Below are 18,224 nucleotides of genomic sequence, written 5' to 3'. Positions count from 1 at the left end.
TGACCATAAGGATTACAGCTATGGGTTTTCTTTCCGGTAAGCGCATTCTGGTTACTGGCGTTGCCAGTAAACTCTCTATCGCATACGGTATTGCGCACGCGATGCACAAACAGGGCGCTGAACTGGCTTTCACCTACCAAAACGACAAACTGAAAGGTCGTGTGGAGGAGTTTGCTAAAGAACTGGGCTCTGACATCGTTCTGCCATGTGACGTTGCTGAAGATGAGAGCATTACAGCGCTGTTTACTGAGCTGGCAAAAACCTGGCCAAAATTTGATGGATTTGTACACTCCATCGGCTTCGCACCGGCTGACCAGCTGGATGGCGACTATGTTAACGCGGTGACCCGCGAAGGCTTTAAAATCGCTCACGATATCAGCGCTTACAGCTTTGTGGCGATGGCGAAAGAGTGTCGTGCGATGCTGAACCCGAACTCTGCACTGCTGACCCTCTCATACCTGGGTGCTGAGCGTGCGATCCCTAACTACAATGTTATGGGTCTGGCGAAAGCCTCTCTGGAAGCTAACGTACGCTACATGGCGAACGCGATGGGCCCGGACAGCGTGCGTGTTAACGCTATCTCCGCCGGTCCAATCCGTACGCTGGCGGCTTCAGGCATTAAAGATTTCCGTAAAATGCTGGCGCACTGCGAAGCGGTTACGCCGATTCGCCGTACCGTGACCACTGAAGATGTCGGCAACTCTGCGGCCTTCCTGTGTTCCGATCTCTCCGCTGGTGTTACCGGTGAAGTTCTGCACGTTGACGGCGGTTTCAGCATCGCTGCCATGAACGAGCTGGAACTGAAGTAAGTCTGACGGGCGAGGCTTGCCTCGCCCTTCTCTGCGCGTCAATCCTCCCGCTGCTTATTCTGTTATACCCTAAATAATTGGAATTGCAGGAAGGCGGCAAGGCCGTGAATCTCCAGGCGCATAGATGACTATGTGACGGGAGTGAGCGGGTACAGCCAACGCACCTGCAATTTGAAGTATGACGGGTATATACCTTCCTGCTATTAATTATCACTTTTCATTCTTTCATTCGCAGGCCCTGTTACGTCAGGATAGCTAAGCCTTCCAGGCCCGGCGTATCTGGTTTTCCCCTTTTTATCGTCGAACGTCCGGGTCAGTTAACGTGAAAAAGGAATGACCATGGAACAACGCCGTTATCCCGGCAATAATCACTGGTATCACGAAACACAATCCAGTGTTTGTGCTGAACAGGAGTCGCCGCTGGTTCCCGAAGCTGCAGAAATTGAAGACCGTTTTTTACTGGGTCTGATGCAACAAGCGACAGGAGCGTTGCTAAAGACATTACAATCTCAACGTCCCGCCCTGCAGGCTTCACGCGACCTCAGCAAAATTCTGTTGCCTGATACGCTGAATACTTCGCTGACCCATACCCTGACGCTGTACGATCGTCTGTGCACCGCCCTGACAGTGGCGCAGGTCACCGGCGTACAGAGTCTGTGCAATCACTATGCGGCGCGCCTCAACCCGCTGCCGGGGCCAGACTCCTCACGTGAGAGCAACAACCGTCTGACGCAAATTACCCAATATTCCCGCCAGCTGGCGAGTGAGCCAACGCTGATTGACAGCGCGGCGCTGCGACGGCTGGAAGAAGTGGGTCTTACCGACCCCGATATTATTACCTTTAGTCAATTAATCGGTTTTGTCAGTTATCAGGCGCGCGTGGTCGCGGGTATTCAGGCGCTGATGGCGCTGCCGGTGCGCTGGATCCCGGGCATCACCACGCCTGCGGATGCGGATGCGGCGCGTTTTTCTGCGCCGCCACAGTGGCAACCGCAACTGCCGCCAGTAGAGCTGCGCTATGCCAGTGCGGAACAGCTGGAAGTGCTGACATACTGCCAGACGCAGCAGTCACTGGAACACAGCGCCTGGCTGTTTGCTCATGATGCGCGGGCGCTGTATGGCTGGTCGCAACTGCTGGCCAGCCTGCAACAACAGCAAACTGAACAGGATCGGCTGGCCGCAGCGGTAACCGCGCGGATTAACGGCAGCGTCAGCTGTTTTTATGATTATCAGGGAGAGTGGCGCGACGTGTTGATTGAAGGTATTGATGAGGCGCTGGCGGCCAGCAAAAGCCAGCCACAGGCACATGCAATAATCCAGGCTGCGGCACAACTGACCCGCTCGCCTGAGCGTTTCAGCGCGGCGCATCTGCAACCGCTGGAGGAAGCGGGCTTATCGTCAGCGGCGCAGTTCAGGCTGATTCAGAACGTGGCGTTTGCCAGCTGGAACAACCGTCTGATGCAGACACTCGGCAGCTGAGCCAGCTTACGGCTGGCGCTGCGGCGCTTCAATTAACCAGCGGCGCACTTCATCGAAAAAGTGCTGGGCCAGCGGCGTTGCCCGCCCGGGCTCAGCAATGACCACCGCCGCATGACGCGACATCGGTTCAATCAGCAGCTTACGCCGCTGTAACTCTGGCGTCATCCCAGGCAGCAGATGTCCGACCGGTGCAATCAGACATCCCAACCCCACCTGTACCGCCTGCAGTAGCTGAAAAATCGAGGTGGTTTCCAGCACCACGCGCAGCGTCAGGTCGGCGGCGCGGAAATGGCTGTCGATATAACGGCGGAAATAGCGTGTCGGTTCCGCCAGACACAAAGGTTGTGACGCCGCGTGTTCCAGCGTCAGCGCAGCATTATCTTCCGCCAGCTGCGGGAAAAAATGCGGATGGAACAGCAATTCGACACCATTATCCTGCAACGGCTCGGCCTGGAAATGCAGTTCACGCAACGTCGCCAGTTCAAAGAAACCGATGCCCACATCCACCGTATGACTGTTTAACGCCTCCAGCAGCTGATCGGCACTCAGCACCGCCACGCGATAATCCAGCTGCGGATAGCGGTCGCTGATCGCCTTTAGCATCAGCGGCAGCGAGATACTGCACTGCGGCACCACGCCAATCCGCAGCGTGCCATTGACACCGTGCTTCAGCGATTCGACTTCCAGCTTTAGCCCCTGATACACCGAGACAATTTCCCGCGCCCATGCCAGTACGCGCTCGCCTTCGGCGGTAAAACCGGCGAAATTATTGCTGCGATTAATCAGCGACAGCCCGAGTTCGCGTTCCAGGTTTTTCAGACGCATTGACAGCGTCGGCTGGCTGACAAAGCTGGCTTCAGCGGCGCGACCAAAATGGCGCTCGCGCTCAAGATTACACAGGTAGATAAGTTGTTTTATATCCATTTTTTCAACATGTTATCGGCAAAGAGCAAAAACCCACCGGATGGTGGGCTTATTGTACTGGCAGTGCATACTTCGAAATTATCGCCAGCCGGTGCTGATAGTGTTCAGGATCACCCCACAACCACTGCTCATAGTGACCAATATCATCATCAGTGAGAATATCTATCAGTTCACAGCTTATCATATCGTAAGCATAGAGTTTTAAACCATAAGCCAGCGCGTCATACATCCTCGCCTGCCAGAATGAGATTCCGTCGAGGGTCTGATTCATATCTGAAACAATGACGTCATATTTCTCAAGCAGATAATTAAGGAAGATGGCGCCCGCCAGATCATGCAGCTCCTTACGGTGCTTCGGCTTTTGCGTGCGCCAGACCAGCACTTGAGTGACCGGACGACAGTTCAGAAAACAATCTGGCTGAACGACAACACGATTATAGTAAGCAACATCTTCAGAGACATCGTTGATTAACGCCACTTCAAAATGCGCAAGACTGATTTTGCCTTTAAGCCGCCCGTCCACCCGAACGATACGATAGCCCGGTGACAGCGCCATTCCGGCGATAATGATTTCCTCGCCGTCAGCCAGCGCGGAATAGAGGGTGCGGTTATCCGCGCTTTCGTTCAGATGAGCGAAAACAGCGTTAACTTTGATGGCATTCACCAATCTGGTTGACATCGATGTCCCCTCACAAACCGCGTCCGATGGTATTGAATATTTATCAGACTATTATCGCTGATATGCGGGTGAGGATCCAATAGCCTGCTTATGACAGCAGAAACCTCGCGCAATAATTGTGCAGTCTGTTCAGGCTATGGTTTTGCTTACTACCCCTGTCCCTGCTGCGCGTGCTGCTCACGCCACTCGTTAACCATCTCCTTTGTCACTTCATTTTTATAACAAATTGGCGCCGCGCCGCCTTGCCTGCTCCAGGCGCTACGCTTACCGCATGAACTGCCGTTGCGCGCCTGATTAAACGGACAGGCACAACTGCCCGAATAGCTGGCAATCGAATCTTCAATAATTTGCTGTCGAATTTGTGAGTCTGATAAAGCACTGCTTTTTGCCGCCGCGACATCTGCGGCAAACAGAGTGAATGCCGCCACCAGGCCAAACAGAAGGGATTTTTTGTTCACTTAATTAACTCAGTAAGTCATCGGAAACACCAACTTAATCGCTTTCGGCAAGCGAAGATTTGATTAAAAACAACTCTGTAAGCAACTCCCCCTCCCTGGCGGAAGGGGGAGCGTTAACCCTTACCCGCGATACTCAATAATCGACAGCCCGCCGTTATAGTCGGTGCTGTAGATAATTCCCTGCGCATCAACAAACACATCACAGGACTGGATTACTTGTGGTCTGCCGGGACGGGTATCCATCATTTTTTCCGGCGCCGCAGGCACCAGCGCGCCGGTTTCCACCGGGCGGTACGGGTTACTGATATCGTAAGCGCGCACACCCGCATTCTGGTAAGTGGCAAAAATCAGCGTTGAGCTGATAAAGCTGCCGGGACGATTTTCATGCAAGTTATGCGGACCAAAATGCGCGCCTTTCGCCACATAATCCGTTTCGCCGGGCTGCGGGAAAGTGGCGATGCTGACCGGACTGGATGGTTCACGAATATCAAACAGCCAGATAAGCTTTTCGCCATCTTGCTGATTGTCCAGCACCGCCTCATCCAGCACCACCAGCAGATCGCGATCCGGCAGCGGCAATGCCGTATGGGTGCCGCCGCCAAACGGTGGACTCCAGTTGCGATGGCTGATTAGCTTCGGCTGAGTGCGATCTTTCACATCAAGAATAGTCAGACCGCCATCGCGCCAGCTGCCATAAGCGGTATCACCGCTGATAATCGCATGATGCAGTGCGTAGCGCTTACCTTCCGGCCAGTCGGCGGTTTCTCCGTCAGCCTGATTCATCCCCGGCAACCACCAGCGCCCCGCCACTTCCGGCTTACGTGGATCGGCAAGGTCGATAGTCAGAAAGATATAGTCGCTAAAACCGTCGATCAGCGCCGAAACATAGGCCCAGCGTCCGCCCACATACCAGATACGATGAATGCCAATGCCATTCAGTGACAGAAAGCCAATTTCACGCGGTTTATCCGGCGTCGAAATATCAAATACACGCAGCCCTGCACTCCAGCCACGATCGCTGATATCGCTAACCGTTTCGCCTACTGAACGGGTGTAATAGACTTTTTCATCCGCGAAACGCGTATCAGCAAACAGATCACGCGCGTTAATCACCAGCAGCAGATCGTCATGAGCCTGCAGATGTACATTCCAGGTACCCGGCGGCGCGGCAACATATCCCACGGTTTTCGGCTGCTTCGCATCGCGCACATCGACAATCGAATAACCCTGCGACACCATATGGCCAATATAAGCAAAGCCGCGATGCACCATCAGCTGTACGCCGTCCGGCCGGCCGCCCTGATCGCTGTGGCCGATGAGCCGCATATTGCGGCTGTAATCGGGACGCGGTAGTTCACTGCTCATAACCGCTCCTTATTTATTTTTTGCCTGCAGGGTGGCAAACCATGGCTGGATAAAATCTTCCGTCTGGCCCCAGCCCGGAATGATTTTGCCGAGACCCGCCACATTCACCGCGCCCGGCTGGCTGACCAGCAGCGCCTGCGGGATCACCGCCGCTTTAAAGTCGTAAGTGGCAGGTGTTGGCTCGCCAGCAATCTTATTGGCGATCAGACGCACATTGGTAGCGCCAATCAGTTTCGGATCCACCGCCACGCTCACCTTCCACGGGCTGCCCGCTTCACGCATCAGCTGCAAATCCTGGTTAGAGACATCAATACTGTAGAGTTTGATCTCAGTACGGCCATTCTCCTGCAACGCTTTATACGCGCCCTGGCTGAAGGCATCCCAGGTGCCCCAGATGGCATCAACTTTTCCCTTCGGGTATTTCGCCAGCACCGCGCCGACTTTATTGGCGGTGTCGCCCTGCACATCGGAGGATACCGCACCGATGGACTCCAGCTCATGGATCCCCGGGTTCTGCTTCAGCAGCGCCTGATAAGCCGCCTGACGACGTTCCATTGGCGGGAAACCCGCGACCCACAGCTTGATAATATTGGCCTTGCCATTGAAATCTTTAATCAGCTGGCCGACCGACATATTGGTCAGCGAAGCGTCGTCCTGCTGGGTAACGGTAACGCCGGGGATCGTGCCATTGACCGCAGTATCAAATACCGACACCGCAATTCCCGCTTCGGTGATCCGTTTCACCAGCTGTGTTGAGTAAGGATCGCGACCCTGTGAAAGAATAATGCCGTCATATTTCTGACTAATCGCCTGGTTAACAAAATCCTGGAAACGGGCGTCGTCACCGTTGCTGAGAAAAGTGCTGACCTTAAAGCCGAGTTTTTTACCCTCCTGAATCGCACCGGCGACAAATTGGGTGGTGTTATCATCGGAGCCGAGATTGCGAATCACCGCAATGCGGACGGGGCCGTTATGCCCGGCAATCGCCTGCGGAACCGGAGCCGGTGTGGCAGCAAAACCCGGCAACGCGCTGAAAAGTCCCAAAGCCAGTAAAGAGATCGAAAGTGTTTTCATTATCATCATTTCCTGTTGGCGGTAATCACGTCCCCCTGTGGACGCTGCTGATATCAATAATGAATTGATTCCACACATATTTCATAATGGTGAACCACTGGCAATGACCGAAAAAGCATAAGATAAAACTAAAAGTTATTAGCCATCTGGATGTCCATATATAACATCGGGTTAGTGAATTTATCTGACGACGCGCATTTTATCACCCGCGACAGCGCCGTCCTGACACCACATATAACAAGGACTTAACATGAGTAATACCGATATTCGCGTGGTTCCCGGTCCGGCTAACTACTATTCACACCCCGGTGCCCTGGCGCGACTCAATGACTTATACAGTGACGAGACACTGTCACGTGCGGTCTGGGTGTATGGCGAACGCGCCATCGCGGCGGCAACCCCTTTCCTTCCTGCGGCTTTTAACGCGCCAGGCGCTAAGCATCTGCTGTTTAAAGGCCACTGCAGCGAAGGCGATGTCGCGCAGCTGGCGGCAGATGCGGGCGCGGATCGCTCGGTGGTGATTGGCGTTGGCGGTGGCGCGCTGCTCGACAGTGCGAAAGCGCTGGCACGCAAGCTGGGCCTGCCGGTGGTGGCGATCCCGACCATCGCCGCGACCTGTGCTGCGTGGACGCCGCTGTCGGTCTGGTATAACGATGCCGGTCAGGCGCTGGGCTATGAAATTTTCAATGACGCTAACCATCTGGTGCTGGTGGAGCCGCAAATCCTGCTGGAAGCCCCGGCGGTATATCTGCTGGCTGGTATCGGCGATACGCTGGCGAAATGGTATGAAGCAGTGGTGCTGGCGCCAGAGCCGCAGGCGCTGCCGCTTACGGTACGTCTCGGACTGGATGCGGCCCTGACGATTCGTGATGTTCTGCTGGAGCACAGCGAAGCCGCGCTGGCGGATCAGCAGCGTGGCGTGCTGAGTCAGGCGTTTCGTGATGTGGTGGATGCGATTATTGCCGGCGGCGGTATGGTGGGTGGCCTTGGCGAGCGCTTTACCCGTATTGCTGCCGCCCATGCGGTACATAACGGCCTGACGGTGCTACCGCAGACCGACAAGTTCCTGCATGGTACCAAAGTGGCGTACGGCATTCTGGTGCAAAGCGCGCTGCTTGGTCAGGATGAAGTGCTGGCTCAGCTGATTGCCGCTTATCAGCGCTTCCATCTGCCGACCTCGCTGGCGCAGCTGGAAGTCGATATCAATGACCGTGAAGCACTGGATCGGGTAATTGCCCATACCCTCCGCCCGGCAGAATCGATACACTACCTGCCGGTAACCCTGACGGCAGACACCTTGCGCGCCGCGTTTGCAAAAGTGGAAGCCGCAGGTCGTCAGGTCTGATTTACCGTTTTAAATCCTTTTCAGTTACAGGAGTAACAATGAACCAGACAGCTACATTAAAAGCAGCACCACTGTCATGGGGTCATGGACCCGCTGTGTTTGAAATTTTCCTTGAACCCACCTGCCCGTTCTCGGTGCGCGCCTTTAACAAGCTGGATGCACTGCTGGCATTAGTGGGTGAAGATAAGGTGACGGTGAAAATTCGTCTGCAATCGCAACCCTGGCATCTGTTCTCTGGCGTAATTGTGCGCTGCATTCTGGCGGCATCGACCCTGCCGGAGGGCAAAGTGGCGGCACGCGCGGTACTGAAAGCGGTAGCCGATCATCGCGAAGAGTTCGAATTTACCGACCATGCCAGCGGCCCGAATATGGATGCCACACCACAGGAAATTATCGAACGGATTGAAAAATACAGTGGCGTTAAGCTGGATAAGGCCTTTGCCCGCCCCGAACTGCAAAGCGAAATTAAGTGGCACTGTAAATATGCCCGCCAGAACGGGGTTCACGTATCACCAACCTTTATCGTTAAAGGTCTGGTGCAGCCCGATCTTGGCAGTGGCGATGATATCAGCGTCTGGGCCAAACGTATTCTGGCTTAGTCTGCCCATCCACCGCACTCAGGCCATGCCGGGTGCGGTTTTCACTCCATGTATGTTCCGGGTATCCTGCCGCTTTCCACCTGACAATCATGATGGCTTTGTGAAAAGCGCGACAGAAATTAAGTCGTTTTTTATAAAAATTACTCAAGGTTTTTATTTAATATTTCCTGAACGCTTAATCAGGAACACCACTATGCAAATCTTAAACTTCTCACGCGCAGTGCTCTTCAATAGCAGCCGCGCGGCATATAAATTAGTACTGGAAAATCCAGAATATAGCTCATACGCTACCTTGATAATCCAGGCTAAGAACCTCAAAACTCAATACGAACTTAACTTCACTCACCTGAGTGTTAAGAAAAGAGCCAGCTTAATCAATAAAATACCAGGCTATACAAAATATCTGAAAAACATAGAATTCCTTAATTTTCAACGTAACTAATATGCATCCCCTGCTGTAACCACCACCGCACTCAGGCCACCCCGAGTGCAGTTTTCACTTCATTGGCGATTTTTTCCACCTGCGGGCCATAGATCACCTGGATATCATGATCGTTCACCCGATTAACGCCATTGGCGCCGGTGGTCATTAATGTCTGATCCACCACCTGTTGCATATCTTTTACCCGCACACGTAAACGGGTAAAGCAGCAGTCGACATCTTCAATATTGCCCTCGCCGCCCAGCCCGCTGATGATCACGTTAGTGCGCTCATTCGCGGCGACCGCAGGCGCGGTTTCCACCTCTTCGGACTCACGCCCCGGCGTTTCTACATTCATGCGCCGGATAATAAAGCGGAAGCTGTAGTAATAGACCGGCACATAGATCAGTCCCAGCAGGATACTCCACCACCACTGGGTTTTGCTGCCGCCAAGAATGCCAAAGACCACCAGATCGATGGCGCCGCCCTGAACATTGCCAATCATCAGATGCATCACTGACATCAGCATAAATGACAGCCCGCTCAGCAGCGCATGCAGGATATACAGCAGCGGCGAAACAAAGATAAAGCAAAACTCCAGCGGCTCAGTAATCCCGGTGGTAAACGAGGTTAAGGCCCCCGCCAGCACCAGCGCCTTAACGCGCTGCTTATGTTCCGGTCGTGCGCTGTGGTAGATCGCCAGCGCCGCCGCAGGCAGACCAAACATCATCACCGGAATTTTGCCCTGTGCCAGAAAACGCGTGGCGTCACGGATAGTGTCATCAGGGATCAGGCCAGGATGGGTCAGCGCGGCATTAAAGATATTCAGCGCGCCGACGATACTCTGATTATCGACATTAGCGATGCCGCCAATTGGGGTAAAACGCACGGTCTCATTCAGAATATGGTGTAAACCGGTAGGGATCAGCAGGCGTTCAAAAGTACCATACAGAAACGCGCCATACTGTCCGCTTTTGCCAATCAGCTCGCCAACCCAGGCAATGCCCGCACCAATGGTTGGCCAGAGGGTTGCCAGCAGCACCCCGACCAGCGGCAGCACTACCACGGTAACAATCGGCACAAAGCGGCGGCCGCCAAAAAAACTGATCGCCGTCGGCAGTTGCTGGGTATAAAAGCGATTATGAATCGCCACGGTGATTAATCCGGCAATCACCCCGCCCAGCACGCTCATGTTGTAGGTAAAGATGCCGAGCATATCGATATATTCCGCCGAGGTCATCATCGCGGCGGTCTGGTCCATACCGGACTTTTGCAGCGCTTCGGCGGTGGTAGTCGCGGCGGTCAGCCCTTTAGCCCCCAGCGTTGCGCTGACGCCGACATGCATGGCAATAAAACCGATGACCGCCGCAAACGCGGCGGTCGGCTTCTCGGCTTTCGCCAGGCCGATGGCGCTGGCGACCGCAAAGAATACCGGCAGATTGGCAAACAACGCCCCGGCGACTTTACGGATAAAACCGATAATCAGCTGTGGGACATGCAGTTGCGCAAAAGCGTCACCGGTGATCGCCGGGTTTTGCAATGCGGCGGCGACGCCAAGGAAGATCCCGGCGGCGGCAATCACCGAGATCGGCATCATCAGCGCCTTGCCGAAGGCGTGAACTTTACTGCCAAAATCTTTCATAACCAGCCCCTGTCTCATCCTGTGAAAGACTAATTATTAGTCAACAAATTGATAAGGGCAGGTAAAAGGGCCGCTCTTCCCCGGTAAAGCTTGAACGGCGTCACAGTTTTGCCTGTATGGCGATAAACAGTAGCTATCGCACCATTCAGCCAATCAATTAGACAAAGCTGGCGTGCAGTCGCAGACTTTGCGCCGAAAGCAGTAATAATTCATTAACAACTAAGAAACATTAAACCTGCAACTATTATGAAATTTAAATCAAAAATTAAGCCTTACCAGGCCGCTGCGGGCGGCTGGGGTTCACTGGAAGCCACCACCCGTTTTGTCTTCGACAGCAAACAAGTGCTGAAAAACATGCGCAACCTGATGCGTATGAATAAAGCGAAAGGCTTTGACTGCCCGGGCTGCGCCTGGGGCGATGACAATAAAAGTACCTTCAGTTTTTGTGAAAATGGCGCCAAAGCGGTGACATGGGAAGCCACGCGTCGCTTTATAGATGCGGAATTCTTTGCCGCGCACAGCGTTTCCGCGCTGTATCAGCAGAGTGACTACTTCCTCGAATATCAGGGACGCCTCACCGAGCCGTTGCGCTACAACCGCGCCACCGATCACTATGAACCGATCAGCTGGGACGATGCCTTTGCACTGATCGCCCGTCACCTGCATGACATGGATCATGTCAATCAGCTGGAGCTTTATACCTCCGGCCGCGCCAGTAACGAAGCCTCGTGGCTGTATCAGCTGTTTGGCCGCATGTTCGGCACCAATAACTTCCCTGACTGCTCCAATATGTGTCATGAAGCCAGTGGTACCGGTCTGAAGCGCAGCATTGGCGTCGGCAAAGGTACTATTCGTCTGGATGATTTCGATCAGGCGAATGCGATTTTTGTGTTTGGTCAGAACCCCGGCACCAACCACCCGCGTATGCTGCACAGCCTGCGCCACGCGGCGGATCACGGTGCGAAAATCGTCACCTTTAACACCCTGCGTGAACGTGGACTGGAGCGCTTTGCCGATCCACAAAAACCGCTGGAAGTGGTCACCTCCAAAGCCGGCACCATCAGTTCGACCTATTACCAGCCAAACCTCGGTGGTGATATGGCGGCAATCCGCGGCATGGTGAAAGTGCTGCAGGAAACCCATAATGCGCGTATTGCTGCGGGCGAAAAAGGTCTGTTTGACGACGCCTTTATCCAGGCCAATACCGAAGGCGTCGAAGCCTACCTCGCACAGGTCGCCGCCACCGAATGGCCGCAAATCGAACAGCAATCTGGCCTGACGGAGCAGCAAATCCGTGAAGCCGCGGCGATCTACCAGAGCGCGGAGCGGGTAATCTGCACCTGGGCGATGGGGATTACCCAGCATAAACACTCGGTCGATACCGTACGTGAAATCGTGAACCTGCAACTGCTGTTTGGCCAGCTCGGCAAACCGGGCGCCGGTCTCTGTCCGGTACGTGGTCACAGTAACGTGCAGGGCAACCGCACCATGGGTATCGATGAGAAGCCTACCAAAGCGTTTCTCGACAGCATGGCCAACCATTTTGGTTTCGAACCGCCACGCAATATCGGTCATAACACGGTAGAAGCGCTGGAAGCGATGCTGCGCGATGAGATCAAAGTGCTGATCGCGCTGGGCGGTAACCTTGCTGCTGCTGCGCCGGACAGTCCGCGTACTGAAGAGGCCCTCACCCGCTGTCAGCTGACGGTACAGATCAGTACCAAACTGAACCGCAGCCATCTGGTGCCGGGCCATGATGCACTGATTCTGCCGACGATTGGCCGTACTGAGCAGGATATTCAGGCCAGCGGTCCGCAGTTTATTACCGTTGAAGACTCCTTTAGCATGGTGCACGCCTCTGAAGGGGTGGGTAAGCCGATTGCCGATACGCAGCGTTCAGAAACCTGGATTGTTGCCGGTATCGCCAACGCGGTGCTGGGCAGTGAGAAACTCGACTGGCTGGAACTGGCGGGCAATTACGATAAGATCCGCGACCATATCGCCGCCACCATTCCGGGCTTTAAAGATTTTAATCAGCAGTGCGAAGCGCCAGGTGGTTTCTATCTTGGTAACGCCGCTGCTGAGCTGCGCTTTAATACCCTGCATAATAAGGCTCAGTTCAGCGCCGCACCACTGCCGGATTCACTGTTCCCGCAGCTGGGCGAAGTGAAAGTGCCATTTACCCTGCAGACCCTGCGTTCTCACGATCAGTACAACACCACGATCTACGGTCTTGATGACCGCTACCGTGGCGTTTACGGTCAGCGTGAAGTGCTGTTTATCCACCCGGATGATATGGCCGAACTGGGCCTGGCTGCGGGCGAAAATGTGGATATCGAAACGCTGTGGAACGATGGTATTACGCGTCGGGTCAGTGGCTTTAAGCTGGTGCCTTATGCCATTCCGCGTGGCAATCTGGCTGCCTACTACCCGGAAACCAATCCGCTGGTGCCGCTCTCCAGCTTTGGTGACGGCAGTGGTACGCCTACTTCAAAATCGGTACCGGTAAAAATATCGTTATCGCCAGTGGTCGCCAGTCAGCGTATCGCCTGACCCGCATTGTTGTTGCTTCTGTCGCAGGTCTGGTCCGCCAGGCCTGCGCTGAAAACCGCAATTCACCCTTGCCCGCAGACGGTTAATCGCGTAAAACTGTCAGCCGCTCTTAGGCCACGAAAATAACTTATTATGTTCCAGGATAACCCGCTGCTCGCGCAGCTGAAACAGAAGCTCCACTCCCAGACCCCACGTGTTGAGGGTGTGGTAAAAGGCACTGAAAAAGGATTCGGCTTTTTAGAAGTCGATGCACAGAAAAGCTATTTCATCCCGCCACCACAGATGAAAAAAGTGATGCATGGCGATCGGGTGATTGCCGTGGTGCAGACGGATAAAGAGCGTGAAATTGCCGAGCCGGAAAAACTGGTTGAGCCTTTTCTGACGCGTTTTGTTGGACGTGTACAGAAGAAAGACGATCGCTTATCCATTGTTCCCGATCATCCGCTGTTAAAAGATGCCATTCAGTGCCGTCCGGATCGTAGCGTTGAGCACGATTTTCAGGCTGGTGACTGGGCAGTAGCGGAAATGAAGCGCCATCCGCTGAAAGGCGATCGCGGTTTTTACGCCGAATTAACCCATTTTATTACCACTGCGGATGACCATCTGGCGCCGTGGTGGGTCACGCTGTCACGCCATAATCTGGAACGCGAAGCGCCGGAAGTGGTTGCACCGACCGAGATGCTCGACGAGCAGCTTGAGCGCGAAGATCTGACCGCGCTGGAGTTTGTCACTATCGACAGCGCCAGCACCGAAGATATGGATGACGCGCTGTATGTCAAAGAGAACGCTGACGGCTCGCTGCTGCTGACCATCGCCATCGCTGATCCTACCGCTTATGTGCCGGCAGGTAGCGAGCTGGATAAAATTGCCGCCGAACGCGCTTTCACCAACTATCTGCCAGGCTTTAATATCCCGATGCTGCCACGTCAGCTGTCGGATGATACCTGCTCGCTGCGCCCAAATGTACGTCGCCCGGTTCTCGCCTGCCGTGTGACTGTGGCTGCAGACGGCACCCTGTCTGATGACGTTCACTTCTTCGCCGCCTGGATCGAATCAAAAGCCAAACTGGTTTATGACAATGTCTCAGACTGGCTGGAAAACAGCGGCGAATGGCAGCCGGAGTCTGAGGCGATTGCCAGCCAGATCCGTCTGCTGCACCGTCTGTGCCTGGCGCGTAGCGAATGGCGTCAGAACCATGCGCTGGTATTTAAAGACCGTCCTGATTACCGCTTCCTGCTGGGTGAAAAAGGCGAAGTGCTGGATATCATTGCCGAGCCACGTCGTATTGCCAATCGCATTGTCGAAGAAGCGATGATCACCGCCAATATCTGTGCGGCGATAGTGCTGCGCGAGAAACTGGGCTTTGGCGTGTATAACGTCCACCTTGGCTTTGACAGCACCAATGCCGAGCAGGCAACGGCGATTCTGGCTGCCAATGGCGTGACCGCCGATCCCACGGCGATTATCACGCTGGAAGGTTTCCGTGCGCTGCGTCGCGAGCTGGATGCCTGTCCGACTCAGTTCCTCGACAGCCGTATTCGTCGTTTCCAGTCCTTCGCGGAAATCAGCACTGAACCAGGCCCGCACTTTGGTCTGGGTCTGGAGGCTTACGCCACCTGGACTTCACCGATTCGTAAGTACGGCGATATGATTAACCACCGCCTGCTGAAAGCGATCATCAAAGGTGAGACTACCGATCGTCCGGTGGATGAGCTGACGGTGAAAATGAGTGAACGTCGTCGTCTCAACCGTATGGCTGAGCGCGATGTCGGTGACTGGCTCTACTCACGCTACCTGCAGAAATCTGCCGGGACTGATACCCGCTTTAGCGCCGAGATTATCGATATCTCACGCGGCGGTATGCGTGTACGCCTGCTGGATATCGGCGCAGTGGCCTTTATCCCGGCGCCATTCCTGCATGCGGTGCGTGACGAAATGGTCTGTAGCCAGGAAAGCGGCACCGTGCAGATTAAAGGCGAAGTGGCTTATCGCGTTACCGACGTGATTGATGTCACCATCGCTGAAGTGCGTATGGAAACCCGCAGTGTGGTTGCCCGCCCGGTGGCATAAGCATAAATATCGCGGGATAACGCCTGTTATCCCGCAGTTTTCCCGCCCTTCTCAATCCCTTATTTTCTCAACAACTTATGACCATACAATCCGCTAAGATCGGCACGCGCAGCGTAAGACAGCGGGTAGTAAAAGAATAATCACGTTATCGCTTCATCCAGCACCAGATGGTCAGCAGCCAACTGGCGGTATTGCGCTGCACTCACCTGCGTTCCCGCTGGCTGTATTGCCAGCGCCCGCCGGATAAACGGCGTTACCGGTTTTCTGCGTGCGGTGGGATCCGGCACCGGCACCGCAGAGAGCAGATGACGGGTATAGGGATGGCCTGCCATGGCAAATACCGCCTGCCGCGGACCGATCTCCACAATTTTCCCCTGATACATCACCGCAACGCGATGACTGATGCGCTCCACCACCGCCAGATCATGGGAGATAAACAGTATGCTGATCCCCTTCTCTTGCTGTAAGCGCATCAATAAATTAATAATTTCCGCGCGCACCGTGACATCCAGCGCGGAAACCGACTCGTCGGCGATCAGCACACTGGGATTAAGCGCCAGCGCGCGCGCAATCGAAATACGCTGGCGCTGACCGCCAGAGAACTGATGCGGATAGCGATCGGCCATCGCTGGCTCCAGTCCGACACTTTTCAGCAATCCGGCGACCGCCTCAGCCGCCTGTTCAGAAGTGATCAGCCCATGGGCGATCATCGGTTCGGCCAGCGCACTGCCGATACGTAAACGCGGATTCAGACTATCGCCGGGATCCTGAAAGATCAGCTGTATCTGGCGACGTAGCTGCCCGAGCTGCTGGCTATCCGCCGCCAGCATATCGGTCTGGTTCAGCCAGACTTCGCCTGAGGTGGGTTGCGTCAGACGCATAATCGCGCGCGCCAGCGTCGATTTACCGCAGCCGGATTCGCCCACCAGCGCCAGCGTCTCTCCCGGCTGGATATCGAAAGAGACCTGCTCCACCGCATGCACATGGCCTTTAATCCGGCGTAGTAACCCGCTGCGTTGCGGAAAACGCTGCACCAGATTGCGCACCGACAGCACCGGTTTTCCGCGCCGCACGGTATCCGCCAGCGGTGGCGCGGTTTCTGCCGTCGCCTCGCCGATGGAAAATAGCTGTGGCAACCGGCTATCCGCCATATCGCCGAGGCGCGGAACAGAGGCCAGCAGGCGCTGTGTATAAGGGTGTTGCGGGCGCTGAAACAGGCTGACGGTATCGGCCATTTCCACCGCCTGCCCCTGATACATCACCAAAGTGCGATCCGCCACTTCAGCGACGACGCCCATATCATGGGTGATAAACAGCGCCGCCATACCATCTTCCTGTTGCAACGTCTTAATCAGTTGCAAAATCTCCGCCTGCACCGTGACATCCAGCGCGGTGGTAGGTTCGTCGGCAATCAGCAGCGCAGGCTGGCAGGCCAGCGCAATCGCAATCACCACCCGCTGCCGCATACCGCCGGAAAAACTGTGCGGATACGCCTTCAGGCGTGAAGCAGCAGCAGGGATTTGTACCCGATCGAGCAAACGTATCGCCTCCGCCTGCGCTGCAGCCTGATCCATCGCGCGATGCTTTCGCAGCACCTCGGTAATTTGTGTGCCAATGGTCAGCACCGGGTTCAGGCTGGACATCGGCTCCTGAAATATCATGCCGATTTCCCTGCCACGCACCTGCTGCATCTGACGTGAGGTCAGTGACAGCAGCGCTGCGCCGCGAAAGTTTATCTCGCCGCTGATACGGCTTTGACCGCGCGGCAGCAGCTGCATAATCGAGTAAGCCGTCACGCTTTTGCCCGAACCGGACTCACCCACCAGCGCCAGTGTCTCGCCGGGCATAATCGCAAAAGAGAGATCGCGCACTACCGGCCGCCATACACCCGCCGAGAGAAATTCGCTTTCAAGATGGCGCACATCAAGCACTGGAGAAGTCACAGGATTACGATGCCTCATGAAGGGGATTGATAATATCGCGTAAGGCGTCGCCAGTCAGATTGATGGCAACGATAAGGGTCAGCAATATCAGGCCCGGAAATAAACAGATCCAGTAGTCACCGGATAGCAGGTAATCAAAGCCATTGGCGATTAACAGACCCAGTGAAGGCTGCGTCACCGGCAGACCAATGCCCAGAAAGGAGAGCGTCGCTTCCAGCATAATCGCGTAAGCAATGCGCATGGTAGCGACCACAATCAGTGGCGGCAGGCAGTTCGGCAGCACATGACGCAACATAATCCGCCGACGACTGAACGCCATTGCCCGCGCCGCATCAATATAATTACGCTGGATCTGACCCAGCGCAGTCCCTCTGACGGTACGCGCGTAGTACGCCCACTGGGTGATCACCAGCGCCAGAATAATTTTGTCGGCGCCCTGCCCGAACAGCGTCAGCAGAATCAGCGCAATCAGGATCGGCGGAAAACTTAGCTGAATATCGACAATTCTCATCATCAGCGCATCAGTCCGCCCGCCGCACCAGGCGCTGATCATGCCGACAACGGTTCCCGCCGCCAGCGCCAGCAGACTGCTGACAACGCCAACCCATAAGCTGATGCGCGTGCCATACAGAATGGCGCTAAACAGATCGCGTCCCTGATCGTCAGTGCCCAGCCAGTAAGTCATCCCCGCCGCACTGACGCTGCCCGGTGCAAGGCGGCCGTCCATAATATCCAGCTGGGTCAGGTCATACGGATTCTGTGGGGCAATCAGCGGCGCCAGTAGCGCCAGCAGTGTTAACAGCAGCAGCACCACCATTGCGCTGCACGCCAGCGGATTACGCAGCAGGCTTAACAGGGTGCGC

General features: G+C 55.1%; 15 protein-coding genes. 7 read left to right on the top strand and 8 right to left on the bottom strand.

Features of this window, described 5'->3' with window-relative positions; translation table 11 throughout:
- Positions 1-20 precede the first annotated feature (20 nt).
- Positions 21-809, top strand: a complete 789-nt coding sequence (fabI, locus tag N5923_RS18570) for an enoyl-ACP reductase FabI (protein WP_017799932.1) — start codon at positions 21-23, stop codon at positions 807-809.
- Positions 810-1,148: 339 nt separating this feature from the next.
- A complete protein-coding gene (locus tag N5923_RS18565; RefSeq protein WP_267144890.1) occupies positions 1,149-2,288 on the top strand; it encodes a CMD domain-containing protein in 1,140 nt (379 codons plus the stop codon).
- Positions 2,289-2,294: 6 nt separating this feature from the next.
- Here N5923_RS18565 and N5923_RS18560 read toward each other — a convergent pair whose 3' ends face one another.
- The 5 genes from N5923_RS18560 to N5923_RS18540 form a co-directional block, all read right to left on the bottom strand.
- Positions 2,295-3,212, bottom strand: coding sequence for a LysR family transcriptional regulator (locus tag N5923_RS18560; RefSeq protein WP_267144891.1), 918 nt, complete (start codon positions 3,210-3,212; stop codon positions 2,295-2,297).
- Between the two features lie 49 nt (positions 3,213-3,261).
- Complete coding sequence (locus N5923_RS18555; protein ID WP_267144892.1) at positions 3,262-3,891, bottom strand: hypothetical protein; 630 nt, start codon at positions 3,889-3,891, stop codon at positions 3,262-3,264.
- Between the two features lie 149 nt (positions 3,892-4,040).
- Positions 4,041-4,349 carry a hypothetical protein gene (locus N5923_RS18550; protein WP_407704493.1) on the bottom strand — a complete coding sequence of 103 codons (309 nt, stop codon included), beginning with the start codon at positions 4,347-4,349 and terminating at the stop codon, positions 4,041-4,043.
- Positions 4,350-4,469: 120 nt separating this feature from the next.
- Positions 4,470-5,714: an LVIVD repeat-containing protein gene (locus N5923_RS18545; protein ID WP_267144893.1), complete on the bottom strand. Its 1,245-nt coding sequence runs from the start codon at positions 5,712-5,714 to the stop codon at positions 4,470-4,472.
- A gap of 9 nt (positions 5,715-5,723) precedes the next feature.
- On the bottom strand, positions 5,724-6,788 hold the full coding sequence (locus N5923_RS18540) for a sugar ABC transporter substrate-binding protein (RefSeq protein ID WP_267144894.1): 1,065 nt from the start codon (positions 6,786-6,788) through the stop codon (positions 5,724-5,726).
- 250 nt (positions 6,789-7,038) lie between these two features.
- Here N5923_RS18540 and N5923_RS18535 point away from each other — a divergent pair, with 250 nt between their 5' ends.
- The 3 genes from N5923_RS18535 to N5923_RS18525 are packed head-to-tail and all read left to right on the top strand — an operon-like array spanning position 7,039 to position 9,174.
- Positions 7,039-8,133: an oxidoreductase gene (locus N5923_RS18535; protein WP_267144895.1), complete on the top strand. Its 1,095-nt coding sequence runs from the start codon at positions 7,039-7,041 to the stop codon at positions 8,131-8,133.
- 38 nt (positions 8,134-8,171) lie between these two features.
- The gene (locus tag N5923_RS18530) at positions 8,172-8,732 is read left to right on the top strand and encodes a DsbA family protein (RefSeq protein ID WP_267144896.1); all 561 of its coding nucleotides are present in this window, start codon (positions 8,172-8,174) and stop codon (positions 8,730-8,732) included.
- Positions 8,683-9,174, top strand: a complete 492-nt coding sequence (locus tag N5923_RS18525) for a hypothetical protein (RefSeq protein WP_267145279.1) — start codon at positions 8,683-8,685, stop codon at positions 9,172-9,174. The genes N5923_RS18530 and N5923_RS18525 overlap by 50 nt, the downstream gene beginning before the upstream one ends.
- A gap of 31 nt (positions 9,175-9,205) precedes the next feature.
- Here N5923_RS18525 and N5923_RS18520 read toward each other — a convergent pair whose 3' ends face one another.
- Complete coding sequence (locus N5923_RS18520) at positions 9,206-10,795, bottom strand: PTS transporter subunit EIIC (RefSeq protein WP_267144897.1); 1,590 nt, start codon at positions 10,793-10,795, stop codon at positions 9,206-9,208.
- A gap of 246 nt (positions 10,796-11,041) precedes the next feature.
- Between N5923_RS18520 and N5923_RS18515 the strand changes: the two genes are divergently transcribed.
- Together N5923_RS18515 and N5923_RS18510 are read left to right on the top strand one after the other, a co-directional pair.
- Positions 11,042-13,348 carry an FdhF/YdeP family oxidoreductase gene (locus tag N5923_RS18515; protein ID WP_267144898.1) on the top strand — a complete coding sequence of 769 codons (2,307 nt, stop codon included), beginning with the start codon at positions 11,042-11,044 and terminating at the stop codon, positions 13,346-13,348.
- A 132-nt stretch (positions 13,349-13,480) separates the two neighbouring features.
- Positions 13,481-15,418, top strand: a complete 1,938-nt coding sequence (locus tag N5923_RS18510) for an exoribonuclease II (protein ID WP_267144899.1) — start codon at positions 13,481-13,483, stop codon at positions 15,416-15,418.
- A gap of 140 nt (positions 15,419-15,558) precedes the next feature.
- On the opposite strand, the gene N5923_RS18505 is transcribed toward N5923_RS18510, so the two are convergent.
- Together N5923_RS18505 and N5923_RS18500 are read right to left on the bottom strand one after the other, a co-directional pair.
- Positions 15,559-17,361, bottom strand: coding sequence for an ABC transporter ATP-binding protein (locus N5923_RS18505; RefSeq protein ID WP_267144900.1), 1,803 nt, complete (start codon positions 17,359-17,361; stop codon positions 15,559-15,561).
- A gap of 4 nt (positions 17,362-17,365) precedes the next feature.
- A complete protein-coding gene (locus N5923_RS18500; RefSeq protein WP_407704536.1) occupies positions 17,366-18,217 on the bottom strand; it encodes an ABC transporter permease in 852 nt (283 codons plus the stop codon).
- Positions 18,218-18,224: the final 7 nt, after the last annotated feature.

The sequence above is a fragment of the Winslowiella arboricola genome, from assembly GCF_025527015.1.
Taxonomy (GTDB): Bacteria; Pseudomonadota; Gammaproteobacteria; order Enterobacterales; family Enterobacteriaceae; genus Erwinia; species Erwinia arboricola.
The sequence above is the reverse complement of the archived record's forward strand: the minus strand, read 5'-3'. Positions and strand labels throughout refer to the sequence as shown.